This is a genomic window from Brenneria goodwinii, assembly GCF_002291445.1.
Classification (GTDB): Bacteria; Pseudomonadota; Gammaproteobacteria; order Enterobacterales; family Enterobacteriaceae; genus Brenneria; species Brenneria goodwinii.
In genome coordinates, this window is record NZ_CP014137.1 from 4,970,817 (window position 1) to 4,988,768 (window position 17,952).

Here is a 17,952-nt window from a genome sequence, read left to right on the forward strand (position 1 = left end):
GTACGCGATGTGGACTGATCGGGTTTCATCACCGTGTTCCTTACTTGAATGTACACGCCTGAGCGTGCGCGAAATGAGGTTCAAAACGGCGTCTGATATGTTCCAGAAAAGCCCTAGGACGCCGGGTGACATAGAAATGGTCGCCCGCAATGGAGACGGGGCCATGCGTATCGCTTAGCCAGGTTTTCCAGGCATCGACCTCTGAACGCCAGGCCTCGCTGTCTGCGCCGCCATAGACCAGCAGGGCCGGTGTCTGCAACCGCTGTGCCGGGGGCGGCGGCTGAGGTTGCCAATACCCTTCCGTGGCCTGAAAATCCGCACGCAGCATGGGCATGAACACCGGCCACATGGCCGGTTCGGCCAGCAGTTCCTGCGTGCAGCCGCCGATGGCGACCAACTGCTCCAGGAATGCGCGGTCCTCAAGATGGCTGATGGGACGGCGGCCTCGCAGATGCGGGGCATGGCAGCCGGACAGCACCAGGCCGCGTGGCGCCGAGCCCTTGCGTTCCAGGCGCACGCACACCTCATAAGCGATCTGAGCGCCCATGCTGTGCCCCGCCAGGATGAGCTGTTGCCGATCAATGCCTTGGGCCTCGATTTCTGCCAGCACCTGGTTGGCAAGGTCGGCGATGCTTGCCGCGCAGGGCTCGTTCATTCGATGGTCCCGTCCCGGATAGACGGCCAGCGACGCCTGTATGCCCGCGGGTTGGAGCTCCCGCCAGCTTCGGAATGCGCTCGCACTTCCGCCAGCAAAGGGGCACAGCACAAGATGCAGACCAACGGACCCTCGCCCGATAGGCTGGCCGCACAGTGACAAGAAGCTATCCATGTACGCCCCCCGGATCCTCCTGACCTGGCGCAGTAGCGATCAGGTCATCCCTGGTGATCGTTCTCGGCGGCGGAAGATGTCGCTCCACGACGGGTGGCGCGATGCGCAGGATGTCGAGCCACAAGCGGGCCAGCGCCAACTGGTATGTCGGACCGAACCCCACGGGCGCGTTTGCCCCATCCAATACCCGGCACAGCGTGCGCAGGACATGCGTGATGCCATCCGCTCCGTCGATTTCAAAGGCATCCCGCCACGTTCCGGGGGCCTCATGCAGGATCATGGACGTCGGTTGCGCATAGGCGCCGACCTCGTTGGCATAGCGGTACATCGTGCGCTCCCGGCTACCGTGTTCCGGGTCATGGAAGGTCCCCGTCCATAGCACCGGGCCATAGCTGGCCTCCAGCGTTAGGTATCCCGAAGGCCAAATCAGACTGGCCTGATGCATTACCAGGCTGAACATGTCGGGGTCGGACGGGTTCAGGTAGGACTGCAAACGCAATAAGGCCTGACATTCGCCCGGCAGCGTTAGCCTCAGGGGCACGAAACTATCATCCGAACCGTCCAGCGCCTCGGCTCGCACCTCGCTGCCGTTGGCCGCTCCGCAGGCCTGCAGCAGCAGATCCAGCGTTGAGTACAGCAACTGGCGGCTGGTCGTCAACTGTGCCGAACCAAGCATCTGGCCGCCCAGCAGACTGCGGATGCGTGATGCCTGCTTTACCCAGCAGCGACCGGCGGGGACATGGGGATAGAAGCTGTTGATCCAATACGTCAGGCCGCGCTCCCTGGCGAGCGCCTGTAGCCTGACCACATCGTCCGGATGCAGGGGATGCTCCTGCAGAACATGAATATCCCGGCTCAGTAGATCGGCCGCAAGCTGACTGCCTTCACCCTGGGCCACGGTCGAGCGGACCACCACGCAGGCAATGTCGATGTCATCGGGTATCTGCTCCAGACTGGTGTAGAGGGGAATGCCGAAGTCGTGCGCCAGTTGCTGCGCCCGGCGGCTGCCGCGTGCCAGCAAGCCCGCCAACACAAGGCCCGGCTGGGGCCGCAGAAAGGCATTGAGGTACATCTCGCCGAACTTCGCACCGGCGATTAGCACGCGCCGGTTCTTCTTAATGGATGTCCGGGTCATAGGTTTTGCTCCTGGCTGGAAGTCTGCGCCAGCCATTGTCCTGCCAGGGACGCGATGTGGGCGGCGATCCCTGCGTCTTCCATGAGTTGCCAGTGCGTGGCAGATACCACATGGCTTTGCGCCTGTGCTTCCCATTCCGCCCATTCGCATGCTGCGGGCGTCCAGTGCTCAGGATGCCGATCCGCTTCGATCCACAGAATCGGGGCTGGAATGCATGGGCCGATCCGATGCCTCGATAGCAGATCCAGCAATTGGTAAATGCGCATCAGCCATTGGCGGGCCTCATCGGTTGGCAGCGACTGTTCGATGACGCCGGCGGCCACGGCACTGGCCGCGAAAGTCTCGATACGGGCCGCTTCGTCCCGTTCATCCCAATCGACCGGCAGAACAATCTTGTGCTCCGTGGCTAACAGCCGCATGAGGGCTGAAAGATCCTCAACGGCGAAATCGGCGCCATAGACCGGGTCGATCAGCACCAGGCGCACGGCCTTCCCGCGATCCTGCAGTATGCGCGCTACCTCGGCGGCGACCGTGGCGCCGTAAGACCAGCCGATCAGCGTGTATGGCTCGTCCCCGAGTTGCGGTTTCATCGCCCGCAGATAATTTTGCGCAAGCTCCAACAGGCTGTTCACCGCGATCTGCTCCGGCGCCTGCAAGCCCCATACCTGTCCAGCCAGCGTCTGGGCAAACGTCAGATACGACGCCACGCCGCCATCCGAGGCATGGAACACGAACAGGCGCTCGCCCGATGTTCCCTGAGTCAACGGCACGAGTACATTCTTCATTATTTCCTTGCTCCTGGTTTCTTTGAGGGTCGCGCAGAAGCCCGCCAGCGTCGGATAGGCGAACAACGCCTGCAGGCTGGCTCCGGCGATGCCGATGCGATTGATTTGCGCGATGATGCGGGTGGCGATCAGGCTGTCGCCGCCGCTCTGGAAGAAGTCGCTGCCCGGCTGTACCGGCTTGCCGAGGAAGGATTGCCACACTTGCGCCACACTGTTCAGTAAGGCATCGGACGGGGGCTCGGCGCTATCGGCGCCCATCGTGGTTGCCGCGTCTTCGGATGCTTGCGCCGCGGCTGCGGCTGGTTCGTCCGGTACGCGTCCAGCGCCAGCCTCATCGGCCATGAACAGGTCTAGCGGCTCGCTCTGCTGTACCGCTACGGCCAGGGGCATCTCGCCAAAATGGCGGGCCAGCGCGTTTTCCAATGCCGCGCGGTCGAGATGCGCGGCCCGCGCCAGTCGGGCCACGATCACATGCTGATGGATGGGAGAAACCTCTGGCTCCGGCCAGGCCAGTTCGAGAGAGAAACCCGCCTCCAGCAAGGCCTCGCGCCACCGGGGGAGATCCAGCATTGCCCGGTCGTCGATGACGCGCTGATCCTGATAGTTGCCCAGGCCTTCGATGAAGCCCACGCTGGCCATCTGCAGCAGGCTGTCGCGGTGCGTGGTCTCGATCAGCAACAGCCGTGCGCCGGGCTTCATCAGACTGCCGATACGGCGCAGCGATCGCACGATATGGCTGGCATCGTGCATAACCTGGGCGGCGACCACCAGGTCATAGCCTTCGGCCGGATGCATCGGGTAGTCCACTGTCCGGTTGATGTCGAACAACCCGTAAGCCATGTCATCGCGTGCGGCGAAGCGCTTGCGTGCTTCGTCCAGAAAGAAGGTTGACACATCGGTGAAATGATACGATCGCAGTTGTTCGCCAAGCGCCTCCAGTACGGCTCCGGTGGTGGCGCCCGTTCCCGCGCCGACCTCCATGACGCGCAAATTGCCATCGGTCCCCGCATGCCGCGCCAGTGTGCGTACGACCCGTTCCACATTACGCGCCACGCATTGCGCGGCCGGGTTCTCCGCATACAAGGCGCGGGTGATCGCGTAGTCATCCACAAAGAACAGTTCCAGGGCAGAACATGTGCCCTGTAGTAGTTCCGCATGCCGTTCGATGCTGCGGTCAAGATAGGCGGTCAACACGTCGCCCCAAGGGGGCGAGGGCACGGCAGGGGCCGCGGGCATCTGTTCCAGCGAGCGCTGGCATACGAAGATCTGACCGTCTTGTGTCAGCCATCCGGCGTTTGACAGGGCTCGCAGCCATTGGCGCACGATTCGCTCGAATTGAGGCATCACCTTCAGCCGCTGGTAAATTTCGTCCAGCCCGGCAGTCTGGCCCGGCCGGGCAAACAGGCCATGTCCAAGCAGGGTCATGGCGATACCATGCAGCGCACGGGTTTCCAGTGCGTTCCATACCGCATCGAAGCGGGCCTGTTCGGCGGTATCCAGCCCTACCAGTGCGGCTGGCTCATCCGGAAACAGGGAGGGGAGGCCGGCGGGATCATAGGCGTGCTCCGCCGCCACAACCTTCACCTGCAGGCCTCCCGTCCGGGCATCACCACGCGCATCGGCCAGCAGCACGCCGCCCTGTTGGCGAACGGCATCCTCTAGCTCGCGAAGGTCGATCGTCATGCCGGCGATGGCGGCAGGCCACCCTCGACGTTTGAAACGCTGAGGGTCGCGCTGCGCTTCAGGCTGCTTCCACAGCCCTGGCTGTTCCATCAGCGACGGGTGCATCGCCATGGTCTTCAGAACGTCGCCGAAGTCTTCGAACATAGTCTGCGCCGCGCCATCGGCCAGCACCTCGTCCATGCAGTACCAACTGAATACCAGCTCACCGTCGATCTCCATGACCTGGTGGTCCAACCAAACCTGCGGCGTCTGCGTGAACACATGTACCGGATCGCCCAGCAGGCTGGTCATCGCCTGGTCGATCGCCAGGCCATCCAAGGTCATGCCCAACATACTGGTGAACACTACCGGCATCAGCGGTTGGCGTGACTGGCCACGGATACGGCCGACCTCGCGCAGCAACTCCACCCCGTTGACCTGGCTGTGCGCCAGATGCTGACGCAGGCGCTGCTGCGTCTGTTCGATCGACTGGCGCAGGCTGACCGATGAATCACCCAGGTTGAAATCGACCAGCAACACCGAAGTGAAGTCGCCGATCAACCGAGGCATCTGTGGATGTACCGGACGCCGGTTGAAGAACGTCAGATTCAGCGTAAAAGCCGGCCAGCGCGCCCAACGCTCCAGCGTCCAGGCAAACAGCGTCATCAGCGCGGCCGAGGGCGTCACGCCCCATGACTGCCATTCCCGCTTTAATCTTTCCCAGTTCTGGCGATCCAGCACCGCCTGATAGGTCGTGAAGTGTGGTTGGCCGCCGGCCTGCTGTCGGCCGGACAACGGTAGTCTGGGCGCGGGCGGCAGGTCCGTCAGCAGTGCCTGCCAATAGCACCAGGATTTCAGCCATGCCGGCTCCTGACGGCGGGCCTGTTCGTCGAGAACATAATCGCGGAACGTGATCTGCAACGGCTCCAGGCTTTCGCCCCGATAGACGACGGCAAGGTCATCCATCATGACCTTGAAGCTCTGCACATCGAACAGCAGCAGATCCAGGTTCATGTGCAGCCGGTAGCGCTCGCCATCGAGTTCGCTGGCGATCAGTTCGAACAACGGCCAGCGCTCTGCCGGCAACACGCGATAGGACAGCTCGCTTCGGGTTTCGTCCAGAACCTGCTCGCGCTCGGCGGATGACAAGCGCGACAAATCGCGCCGCTCGATCCGGTAATCCGGCACCTTCGCCAGAATGCGTTGCCGGCCGTCCTCATCAATAACCATGCGCAGCATGTCGTGCCGACGCACCAGGGTATTCCAGGCCTGTTCGAGGCGTATCAGATCGAACCGGTCATGTCGCAAATCCCATTCGAATAGCACATGGCAAGCCACGCCGCCAAAGTCGATCAGGCTCGTACGGCCCATCCAGTAGGCGTGTTGGATCGGGGTCAGCGGAAATGGCTGGAAGCGTCCCTGCGCATCGTGCTGCAACACGACTGATGGCGGCGCTGCCTCCGGGGTCTGGAGCGCCTGCCCGGCGATGAGGCGGCTCAGCCCATCGATGGTTAGGTCGCGATAGGCCTGTTCCGCGTCGATGCGAACGCCGAGGCGACGCTGGATCGTGCTGCTCAATTCCAGGAACAACAGCGAATCCAGGCCCAGTTGCACCAGATCACGTCTGGGGGACAGGCGGCCCGGCTCATCCAGCCTCAGTTGTGTGGCGATCTGACCGGCCAGCCACTGCGCCACGATGCCGGCATCGGCCAGTTTGGCAGGCGGTAAGTCCGCCGCTGGCGTGTGTTGCGGCGCCGCGGCCGCCGGAGTATCGCCTGGCGTCATGGCGGCGGCGGACTGCGGGAATTCCAACTGCCTCAACCCCAGCAACTGGCTGCGGGCATCGTCCAGGCGCTCGGGCCGCACCCGCATCGCCAGGCGATAGGGCGCCGCGCGCGACAGAGCCTGTTCCAGATGCCATAATCCTTCGGCATCACTCAGCAGGCCCATGCCGTCCTCGGCAAGTCGCTCCTGCAGGCCGGCATCCGCCGCCCGACCCGTTTCACCCCAAGCCCCCCAGGCCAGGGATACCACCATCACGCGATTTTCATCGCCTTTGGCCGCTTCAGCATAAGCCAGACCGTCCAGGTAGGCGCTCGCCAGCGCATGGGCGGCCTGGCCTGCGCTACCAAGGGCGGCGGCCGCGGAGGAATAGAGCAGCAGGAAGGACTGCCGGCCTGCTTCGACCAGCCTCTCGTGGATCTGTCGGGCAGCGTGCGCCTTGGCGGCCAGTACCGGCGCCAGGCGCTGGTTGTCCAGTGCTGCGATCGGGCTGTCGTCCAGCACGCCTGCGGCGTGGATGACCCCGACAATGCCGACGTCGCCCTGCAATTCGTCCAACACCGCGCCGAGTGCCGTCGGATCAGCAACGTCGCAGACGATAGACCTCACCGTGCAGCCATAGCGCCGCTGTAGTCCGGCCGCGAATTCGGCGGCATCCGGATGCTCATGGCGTACCAGCAGCGCAATCCGGCGTGCGCCGCGGCTGGCCAGCCATCGCGCACTCAATCTGCCAAGACCGCCGAGGCCGCCCGTCACGACATACCAGCCGTCGCCCGGCAGGCTGTGCGCGGTCAGGGCCGGGGTCGCATATTGCTGCGGCGCCAAGCGGGGAGCCCAGACTTGTCCGCTTCGGACGGCGACCCAGTGAGGTTCTTCGCTCACCGCCTGTAGCCCGGCGGCCAAATCCCGCCAATCCGCGTCGGCGGCAAGATCCACCACAGCGATGGCGCGGCCTGTGCGTTGCGCGGCAAACTCGGCCGCCGTTGCGCGCGCCAGGCCCCAGAGCGCGTGGTGAACGCTGTTGACGGCATCCTTTTGCGTCACCGCCCAGGCCGCGCGGGTCACCACCACGATGCGGCCGCGATCGGCTTTTACAACCGCATCCAGCAAGATCCCCGCCACGGTTTCCAGGGATGCGGCGGGATCCAGGATTACCAGCGCATCCCTGGCATCCGGATCCAGATGCATGTCCGCGCTCGCCAGTGCCGTTGTCAGTTCTTCCGTCGCGTCTCCATACAGACAGAACCGGCCGCTGGCCGTTTTGGACTGCGCCGGCGCGGTGCCGATGCGTTCCCATGACCAGTCGTAGTGTGTTTCGGGAACCGCCGCAAGCTCGGGCAAATCGCTATCCAGAGCCGATGGCGAGGTACTGAGGCGACGCCATACGCCCTCAGGGTCGCAGGCATGCAATTCGACCCATACCGGGCCGAGGGGCTTGGATTTCCATTGCAGGCGCACCAGATTCAGCCAGTCCGGTGCATGTGCGGGCACGTCCGGCAGCGATATCGAGCGGCGGCCGCCATGGCGGCGCGCCATTTCCGCGCACGCTTCTTCGACGCGAGCCTGCCATTCGGCGTCCAGTCCGGCGCAGTCAGACCAGTCCGCCAGATAGCCCCCTTCGTTGGTCAACGTCTGTCCCAGCGGGCCGTGACCCAGCCGCACGGTTGCAGTGTCTGTTATCCCCGCACCCGGGGCCGTCGCCAGCACGATATGCTCGCTCATATCCGAGGTGGCCGTACCCTCTTCCGGCAGCCATTCGGTCTGCGCGAATCCAGCGGCCAGACACTGCCGGCGCCAGTGCGACGTCGTTAGAAACAATTCGCCGCCCCGCGCCTCTTCGTCGTGCAGAGGCAGCACCAGCGGCCCGAACACGAAATCGAACAGGCGCATGGGCCGGGTGATCTCGCGCATCAGCAGCTTGCCGCCTGGCTTGAGCAAAGGCCGCAGGTTTGCCAGCGTCTCGCCCACATGCTGCGTGGCATGGATGACATTGGCCGCGACTATCAAGTCGTAGCCGCCCGCGGCAAAGCCTTGGAGTCCGGCGCTTTTCTGTAGGTCGAACTCACGATACTCAATGAAATCGTAGTTGGCGAACTTCTGCTCGGCTCGCCGCGTGAAAATCGGCGAAATGTCGGTGAACACGTAGCGCACATTCGGCTGACTGGACAGCACCGGTAGCACCCAGGCGGTGGTGCCGCCGGTGCCGCCTCCCACCTCAAGTACCCTGAATACCGGTTGCGGCGCCCCACGATTGTTTCTGTCGCGCACCAGGTCGGTCACGACTCCCGCGGCGATCTGGTTGAAGTAGCGTCCGAAGCTGAAGTCCTGGTACAGCACCTCCACCCCACTGGACGCGCCTTCCGGGAAAATCACCGCTACCGGTTCGAGCTCGCCGCTCATCATCGCGTACAAACTGTCGCCCGCGCGCTGCACCGTCTCTGCGATTACGTCCAGACCTTCGCAGTATCCTTGCAATTCGGCGAGCAAATCGTCCTGCTCATCATGGGGCGCGGGATTGCGGGTCGCATAGCCGCCGTCCGTCACCTGCAGATAGCCATCCTCGACGCAGGCCTTGAGCAGCCGTACCAGCAACTGCCGGTGGCGCGGCAGCAACCGGCCATCGCGCAGGATGTCCAATGCCGTCGCCCCGTGGTCGATGCGATCGCCCACGCAACGCCGCACCAGGCGATCTACGTAGATGGCATGCAGTTTGGTGACGCAGGTATAGAGGGCTTGCAAACGCGGCAGGTCCAGTTCACGCGCCTCCCGAACCACCACACTGCGCGCTGTCGGCAGGTTCGCCGCCATTGGCGCCAGCCTGTCCACTACCGCCGCCGGCGTCTCGCGCCAGTACCGCTGCCGCTCGAAGGGGTACAGCGGCGCATGACATTTACGGCCCGATCCGGACAGCAGAGACGACCACGGTAGATCGGTGCCTGCGGCAAAGAGCTGCATCAGCGCATGCCGCAGTTGGCTATCGGCAAGCTGGTGGCGCTTGGCGCTGGCGATCCAGCGTGCCGCGTCTCCCAACTCCCGCTGCCCGATGCCTGCCAATGGCGCATCCGGCCCCACCTCCAGGAATAGGCTCGCGCCGTTGTCGATGGCCTTGCGCAGGCACTGAATAAAGCGCACCGGGCTGCGCATATGGCGTCGCCAGAAATCCTGGGTATTCAACTGTTCGGCATCCACCCTCTCGCCAGTCAGCCCGGAAATGAACGGCAACGCGCCGTCCCGCGCGCGCAGCCTGGCCGTTGCCTGCTGGAACTCGTCGAGGATAGGGTCCAGCATCCGCGAATGAGCCGCCCCCGTCACGGCCAGCGGGTTGCTGCGTATGCCCATCGTCTCCAGTTCAGTCGCCATGCGCGCCACCGTGCCGCGCTCACCGGAAAAGACCAGATGCCGCTCGCCGTTGTATGCGGCCAGGTCGAGCCCTAGCCGCAAAGCCACTGGCATCGCCTCGGTTTCGCCGGTGAAAACCGACAGCATGGCGCCGCCGATGCAGCGATCCATCAGAGCACCGCGCAGCCGCACCAGCGGCATGACCTGTTCATGGGGGTAATGCCCGGCCACCACGGCCGCCGCAAATTCGCCCACCGAATGCCCCAGAACCATATCCGGCGTCAGGCCCAGCGATTGCCAATACGCGGCCATCGCCAGCTCAAAGGCAACGATGGCGGGCTGCGCATACTCCATGCGCTGGAATAGGACGTGCTCGGGTTCCATCAGGGCCTTGTGCAAGGCCGCGCGGAAGCCTCGGTCGCCGGCCGTATCGAACACGGCCAGGCAACGCTCCAGACACTGGGCGAAGGCGGGGGAGTGGGCGCACCCTGTTTGGGCCATGCCCGGCCATTGCGAACCCTGGCCGGTAAACAGCCAGACCCGTTTGCCTGACGCGTCATGACCCGACTGGATCAGGATGTCGCCCTCGCCATCGGCAAAGGCGGCCAGGGCATCCACCGTTTCATCGCACACCGGTACCGCCAAGCGCCGCGGCAGATCGAGCAAGCGTCCATGCAGCGCCGTATAAGCCACATCGGCAGCAGGCAGAACTTGCAAAGCCTGCGCATAGGCGCCCGCCAGGCGCCGTAGCGCACCTTCGCTGTTGGCGCTGAGCAGAAGCACATTCTCGGTCGGAGCGGTGTTTGCTTCTTCGGCTCCGGCCTGCCGCTGTAGCGCCTGCGGCAGCGAAGCCACCACCATGTGGCAGTTGGTGCCGCCGATACCAAAAGACGACACGCCCGCTACGCGCATTGGCGTTTCCCATTGCTGCGCGTCGGTCGGCACATGGAAAGGGCCATCCTCCAGACGCAGCGCCGGGTTGGCCTGGCTGAAATTCACATTGGGCGGGATCGTGCCGCGCTCCACCGCCAGTACCGCCTTGAGGAAGCTGGCAATGCCGGCGGCGGTATCCAGGTGGCCCATATTGCTCTTGACCGATCCCAGCGCGCAGGCCGGTCCCTGATCGGGCGAGTGGAATAGCGTATGCAACGCTTGCAACTCGATCGAATCGCCCAGCGGCGTGGCCGTGCCGTGCGCCTCGATCATGCCGATCTGCCGGCTTTGCACCCCGGCCAGGCTCCAGGCATCGGCGATCACCTCGCGCTGCCCGGCCACCGAGGGAGCGGTGTAGCCCACTTTCTGACTGCCGTCGTTGTTGGTCGCGCTGCCCAGCACGACCGCCGCCACCGGATCGCCATCGCGCAAGGCGTCCGCCAGGCGTCGCAGCACAACCGCAGCCACGCCATTGCCGCTATACGTGCCCTGCGCCTGAGCATCGAACGGTCGGCAATGCCCGTCCGGTGAGAAGATCATGCCTTGCTGGTACAGATAGCCGCTCGCCTGTGGGAAGGACACGGCCACCCCACCGGCTATCGCCATGTCGCACTCTCCGGAGCGCAGGCTTTCGCAGGCCATGTGGGTGGCCACCAGCGAACTTGAACATGCTGTCTGCACGGTCATGGCCGGGCCACGCAGATCCAGCTTGTAGGCCACCCGCGTCGCCACATAGTCCTTGTCGTTGCCCATCAGCGACTGCAAGCGGCGCACATGCGCCACTTCGGCAAGGTTGATCGCCTCGCGGCCTGGATAGGTACTGATCCGCCCCGCACTGAACACCCCGGTCTTGTGCGGCACGGCCCTGGGCGCATAGCCCGCATGCTCCAGCGCATGCCAGGCGATTTGCAGGAACAGGCGCTGCTGCGGATCGATCAGCTCAGCCTCCTGACGCGAATAGCCGAACAGCTCCGCATCGAAGGCATCGGCATCGGCCACCACCGTTCCCCTGTGGACGTAGGCTGGATCGTCGATGACGGTGGCGGGAATGCCGGCATCCAGCAACTCCTGGCGGGAAAATGGCCGGCAGCACTCCCGCCCGGCCACCAGGTTGGCCCAGTAGGCTTCGCTGTCCTCGGCTTCGGGAAAGCGGCTGGCATGGCCGATCACCGCGATCGGCTCGCAGTCCGGGTAGTAACGACTCAATAATTCTTCAATATTCACAATGTGCTCCCACGTCGGCGTTGCGCCCGTGTCTTGCGTTGCGCCAGCAGTTCGCGGCGCTCCTCGTTGATGCTGGCGGCGTTATCCGCCTCGCCCGACGCGTCGTGCAGGTGCGTCGCCAGGGCCAGCGGCGTGGCATGGGCGAACAGGTCCGTCACCAGTAGGCCGCTATGGCCGGTCTGCGTCAGGTGTACATGCAACTGAACCAACTTCAGGGATGTGGCTCCTGCATCGAAGAAGGATTGGCGCGGCTGGATCGGCCGTCCGACCACCCGTTCGAAATGGCGGCACAACGCCTGCACCAGCACGTCATCGGTACGCAGTGCCGCCGCTTTCGGTTGAACGGTTGTGGGCGGCATGGCGGTCGTCGCATCGTCGGCTTGCGGCGGCGATCGGCGCACGCCCTCCAGCCGCGGCACCAATGCATCCAGCGGCATGCTCCAGGCTGCGTCATCGGCCGCCAGCCGCCGAAGCAGGGCCACATAGCGGTCGAACATGGTCTGAATCTGCTGCCGTTCGAACAACGCCTGCACGTAGTCCCAGTTGAAACGCAACTCGCCCTCCGACTCATACACCTGGTGGTCGAGCCAGATTTGCGGCGTCTGCGACAGCCCCCAGAGCGGCTTCATGCAAGAAGAATGGGCCAGAAAACGCTCCTGCTCTAAGCCCAGCGCGCTGGTGAAAACCACCGGCATGACCGCCGACGCCTGCCCGGCGCGCCGGGCTAGTTGCCGCATCACCTGGATGGCCGACACGTCTCGATGCAGCAGATCCTGGCGCAGGCGTTGCTGCAATTGTCTGGCACTGCGGCGCCAGTCGCCAGCCGGTTGCCAAGCCAGCAACAGCAAGGTTGTAAAGTCCCCCAATACCTGTTCGATTTGGGGATGCAGGGGTTGGCGATCGAATAGCGTCAGGTTCAGGCACAGATCGTCGCGCTCCGCCCAAGCCGACAACGTGGCGGCGTAGGCGGACAGCAGCAACGCCGAAGGCGTTAGTCCCTCCGAGCGGGCGCGCGCCTTGAGCGCCCCCCACAGCGGTGCGGAAAGCTGAGCCGACAGCCGAGCGAAATGCGGCACGCCGACTTCGGCCGGATAGCAGCGCAGCGGCAGGCGAGGCGCCGGCGGCAGGTTGTCCAGGCGCCGTGCCCAATACGCCTGCGACACTGCGTTGACCTCGCGCAGATGCAGATGCTCCAGGTAGTCGCGAAAGCCAATTTCCAGTTCGGGTAAGTCCTGCTCCGGGTTACTGTAGAGCTGTTCCAGCTCCGCCAGCAGGATCTGCATGCTGAGCCCATCAAGCATCAGGTTGTCCAGGCACACGAACAGACGCGCCTCGGCGCCTTTGGTCACGTGCGCTTCCTGAATGTCGAACACTGGCCAGCTCGACGGATCCAGTACCTGCCGGGCCAGCCGTTCGCGCAGGGCCACGGCCTGCTCGCCGTTCAGATCGGGAACCTGATGGCGCCTCAGCGTGAATTGCGGCGCCTCCGGCAGCACCTGCTGCATGCCGTTGCGCACCACCGTCCGCAACGTGTCGTGTCGCTGGACCAGTCGGTTCATCGCCCGCTCGAAGCGTGGCACATCCAGATCGGCGACCTCGAACTCAACAAAGAAATGCGAGCCGACCCCGCACAGCGCGAAGCCCGGCTGGCGGCCGACTAGGTAGGCCTGCTGGACGTCGGTGAGTGGAAAAGGCGCATATCGGGCGGCCGGATCGCGGCGCAGGCGGAATCCGCCTTGGGCATCGCTGCGGCGCACGGTTGCGGCAAACGCCGCCAGCACCGGAAAATCGAACAGATCACCCAGTCCGGCGCAATAGCCGCGTCGGCTCAATTCGCCGATCAGACGCGTTGCCAGCAGGCTGTCGCCGCCCATCCGGAAGAAATGGCTGTCCCGGTAAACGGTGTCCGTCTTCAGCAGATCGCGCCACAGCGCCGCCACGGTCCGTTCCGTATCGCTCTGTGGCAACTGGCGCTCAGCCTTCACGTCCGGCTGGCATCGGCTACAGCGCTGCGCCAGAGCGCGATGGTCCACCTTGCCATTAGCGGTCAGCGGTAAGGCATCCAGGAAGAACAGCCGTTGCGGCACCATGTAGCCCGGCAGTAGATTGCGCAAAGCAGCGGACAGCTTGCCTCTGTCGGGCCGCAGTACCTCGCGCGGCGCGCGCAGAACCAGCCATTGCACATTGCCTGTCAGACCACTGGCCTTGCCGTGTATGCCTTGCCGGCCCAGTAGCGTCTGCCACCCGTGCGTATCGTGCAGTCGCCGGGCCAGGCCGCCAGCGTTCCCATCGGCCAGCAGTTCGGCGGAGATCAGCGCCAGGCTGGAAGCCTCGCGCAGCTCATGAACGCATACCAGAGCCGAAGGCGCGGCCAACGCCAGCGCCGCCTGTACGCCGGCATCGCCCAACCGGTGTAAAGCATTGTTAACCCAGACCAGATCGGCCTGATGCCGCTCCTCATGCGATACCTCGGCATGCCAGCGCCGTGCGTCGGCATGTGCATGGCGCTGCAGGTTTTCCGAGGCGCGCAGCACCATCTCCGGCGATTCGTCCCACGCGGTGTATTCCACGTCCTCAGTATGCAGATGCTGGAGGAGTTGCGCCGCCGCCAGACCGCTGCGCGTGCCCACTTCATGCAGCCGTACCGGGCGCCCCAGTATTTTTGCCAGCGCCCGTACCGTACCGGCCAGCGCCTCGATGGCCGTCTGCATACCCGGTGTGCGCAGCAACAACTGTTCCGGCGCCCAGAACGGGTGATTGAGCAGCGTTTGCACGGGCCGCTCGCCACGCAGGATCTGGGCGAGGGGCGCATGCTGCGCCGACAGCGCATTGGCTACCTCCCAGAGCGCGTGCCCGCCTGCCGGTTGCCAGGGCTGAGGCATTTCACCTGCCGGCGCATAGCGATTTTCGGTCCGGCATTGCAAAAAGCCTTCCGCGCACAGATGCTCCAGCCAGCGCGTCAGCAGCCCGGCCCATTGAGGCTGAGCGCCGTACTGGTCAAGCACGTCTTGAACCGTGAGCGACGTGCGCAAGTCCACGCCTTGCCGGGTCAGGTTTTCGTACAGAAACCCCGCCACCAGGCGCGCCATGCCGGCTTCATACTCCGGTTCGGTTTGTCCGGCTGACACGGCATCACGCGGCGCCAGCCGCGCATAATCGACCGGCAACATCGGGTCTTCGGGTAGCGCGCGGAACAGCGCCGACCCTTGCGGCACGATGAAAGCCGCCAGCGATTTCTCCCGTTCCCCCACAGCCAGCGCCACCGCGTTCTTGACGCCCTCGACCTTCAGCAGCGCCGCTTCGATCTCGCCCAGCTCGATGCGATAACCGCCGACCTTGACCTGCTTGTCGCGCCGCCCGAGGAATTCCAGCCGACCATCCGGCCAGTAGCAGCCCATGTCGCCGGTGCGGTACCAGCGCTCGCCACCCCACGTCACGAACTGCTGCGCGGTGCGATCCGGATCGTTGAAATAGCCCAGCGCCACGCCTTCGCCGCCGATCCACAGTTCCCCCGGCACCCAGTCCGGGCAGTCGCGGCCCCGCGCATCGGCTACCCGGTACTTCTGCCGGGCCAGCGGGTAGCCATAGGGAATGGAACGCCAGTCAGCTGGCACGTCATCCACCTCATAGACGTTGGACCAGATGGACGCCTCGGTTGCGCCGCCCATCGCCGCGAAGCGGCCATCCGGGCGGAAGGTACGGTAGCGCGCAGGCAGGTCCAGGCTGATCCAGTCGCCCGAAAGCATCGCCACCCGTAACCATGCCGGCGCCTTCAGCCCGAAGCCCTCGCTGTAGGTCAACAACATGTCCAGCAGCGCCGGAACCGTGTTCCAGATCGTCACGCCGTGGCGCTCAATGGCTTCGCACCAGGCAGCCGGATCGCGCCTCTGACCTTCATCCAGCAGAACTAGCGCGCCGCCCGCCGATAACAGGCCAAAAATGTCATAAACCGACAGGTCGAAATGCAGCGCCGACAATGCCAGTACCCGATCGTTCGCCGTGACGGCATAGCGGCGGTTCAGCTCCAGGCAGGTATTCAGCGCCCCCCGGTGGGAAATGATCACCCCCTTGGGCGTTCCGGTGGAACCGGAGGTGTAGATGATGTAGGCCGGTTTCCGGGCATCCACCGCGCGAGGGGCGGGCAAAGGCGCGTGACCAAGAACATCCTGCCAGCATAGGAATGTCATACCGTCCGCCGAGCCTTCCGCCATATCGTCGCGGGCGCCTTTGCATACCAGCACCAGAACCGTGGCCGCTCCCTGGTAAATTGTCCCCCGACGCTCCCGTGGCTGATCCGGCGAAACTGGCACATATACCGCGCCTGCATACAAGGCGCCCAGTACCGCGATGATCTGGCCGATTCCTTTCGGCATGCTGATTGCCACGGTATCGCCGGGTTTTACGCCGTGGGCCGCCAGCGCACCCGCGCAACGCCGGGCCTGTTCGGCCAGTTCTCCATAGGTCAGACGGCGCTCGCCGTGCAGCAGCGCGACGGCCTCTGGACATTCTTGCGCCTTGCGAAAGAAGCCCTCGTGCAGCAAACCCTCCGGCGCCGGATCGCGGCCCGGCTCCTTAGGTTCGTTGATGTGCGCCCGCATTATCCGTTGATCTTCCGGCATCAGCTCCGGTACGTCTTCATGCCAGGTCTGCGGCTGCTCAAGCAGACGCCGCACCAGGCCCACATAGGTCTGGAACATGGCATTGAGCAACCCCGGCGGGAACAGCGCTTCGTTGCTGTCCCATTGCAGAAACACCGAACCGGCATGCTCATAGGCCAGATGGTCGATCCAGACTTGCGGCGTCTGGGAAATGCCCCAGCCCGGCGCGCCCAGCGTGCGTTCCACATCCTGGCCGAACAGCGGACGCCCCAGGTTGCTGGTGAACACCACCGGTGCGCCATGCGGATAGGCTCCCGGCGTCTTGCGCAACTCGCGCAGCAGCTCCACGCCAGACCAGTGCCGGTGCTCGTAGGCATCGGTGAAGGTCTGCTGGTTGGCCTGCGCCAGTGCATCGAAGTACGCGCCTTCACCGGCGATGTCCAACAACAGGATATTGGTGAAGTCGGCAATCATGCCGTCCACTGCGGAGTGCAGCGGCTGGCGATCAAACAGCGTCAGGTTCATCAACAGCCGCGGCTGGCTGCACCAGCGCGCCAGTACCGCGCCAAAGCAGGTGACCAGCGCCATTGTCGGCGTTACGCCATATTCACCGGCGCAGGCTTTGAAACGCCTCCAATCTTCGGCCTGGATTTCCACCTGCCGGCGTGAGATACGCACCTGTTTGATCTGTTTCGGTTCGCAGGCCAGCGGCAGTTGCGGCGCTTCGGGCAGGCTGTCCAGCCGCGCTATCCAGAAGCGTTGCGCCTGCTGGCGGGCCGCTTCGTTTGCCTGGGCCGCCTGGGCCAGGTAGCTGCGGAAATCGTAGTCCACGCTCACCGGCGGTAGCCGCTCGCCGCGCACCAGCGCCGCCAATTCATCAAACACCAGGCTGAAGCTCGCGGCGTCCAGTACCAGCAGATCGATATCCGCATGCAGCCGGTGGCGGTCATTGGGTAGCAGGGTGAGCTGGAAATCGACGTTTTCGCCTTGTTCCACGGCCAATACCCGGTGGCCGTGGCGTTTGCGCATGGCCTGCAGGTGCGCCTCGCACTCGGCGGAGGAGGACGCCCGCAGATCATGCAGAGTCAGCCCGCGCCAGCGAGTGCCGGGCCGGCGCTGCTGGCGGCCATCGTTGAGGAAAGTCACCGTCAGCATCGGATGGCGTTCTATCAACGCGCCGATGGCCTGCTCTAAAGTATCGGCATCCAAACCCGCGCCGTCGAATTCCTGGTACAAGTGGCAACCCACGCCGCCCAACGTCTGATGCGGCGCACGACCCACTAGGTAGGCATGCTGTACGGGCGTCAGGGCGAACGGTTCGCCATCGGCCATGGTCGGCCACGCGGGGGAGGCGGCTTGCACCAACGTCGGCGTATTCGCCGGTGCGCTATGCGCACCGGCTGGGTGATCCCGCAACAGTTTGCTCCACCCTCTCAGGGTCGGCTGCTGGTACAAATCCCTCAATTTGATCTTGTGGCCGCGTTTGCGCAGGCGATGCATCCAGGCCATCAGCCGCATAGAGTCCATGCCCAGCTTCAGAAAGCTGGCATCGTCATCCAACTGCTGCGCCGGTATCCCGAGATCGGCAGCGACGCTTTCGCGCAGCGAGCTATCAACCCCATTCATTTCTTCTTCTCTGGTTCGAACTAAGTCCTTCATCAGAAC

The 17,952-nt window shown here is 64.4% G+C and carries 3 protein-coding genes and 1 pseudogene; all 4 read right to left on the reverse strand.

The genetic code is table 11. From position 1 onward, the window contains the following. Positions 1-40: 40 nt before the first annotated feature. A complete protein-coding gene (locus ACN28R_RS22100) occupies positions 41-829 on the reverse strand; it encodes a thioesterase II family protein (RefSeq protein WP_095835482.1) in 789 nt (262 codons plus the stop codon). Beyond that, positions 822-1,964 (reverse strand): Gfo/Idh/MocA family oxidoreductase, encoded by a 1,143-nt coding sequence (locus ACN28R_RS22105; RefSeq protein ID WP_095835483.1) that lies wholly within the window; start codon positions 1,962-1,964, stop codon positions 822-824. The genes ACN28R_RS22100 and ACN28R_RS22105 overlap by 8 nt, the downstream gene beginning before the upstream one ends. Next, positions 1,961-11,689, reverse strand: a complete 9,729-nt coding sequence (locus ACN28R_RS22110; RefSeq protein WP_220701755.1) for a polyketide synthase — start codon at positions 11,687-11,689, stop codon at positions 1,961-1,963. The genes ACN28R_RS22105 and ACN28R_RS22110 overlap by 4 nt, the downstream gene beginning before the upstream one ends. A 119-nt stretch (positions 11,690-11,808) precedes the next feature. Continuing rightward, positions 11,809-17,946, reverse strand: a pseudogene (locus ACN28R_RS22115) (amino acid adenylation domain-containing protein); the annotation flags it as partial. Between the last annotated feature and the right edge of the window lie 6 nt (positions 17,947-17,952).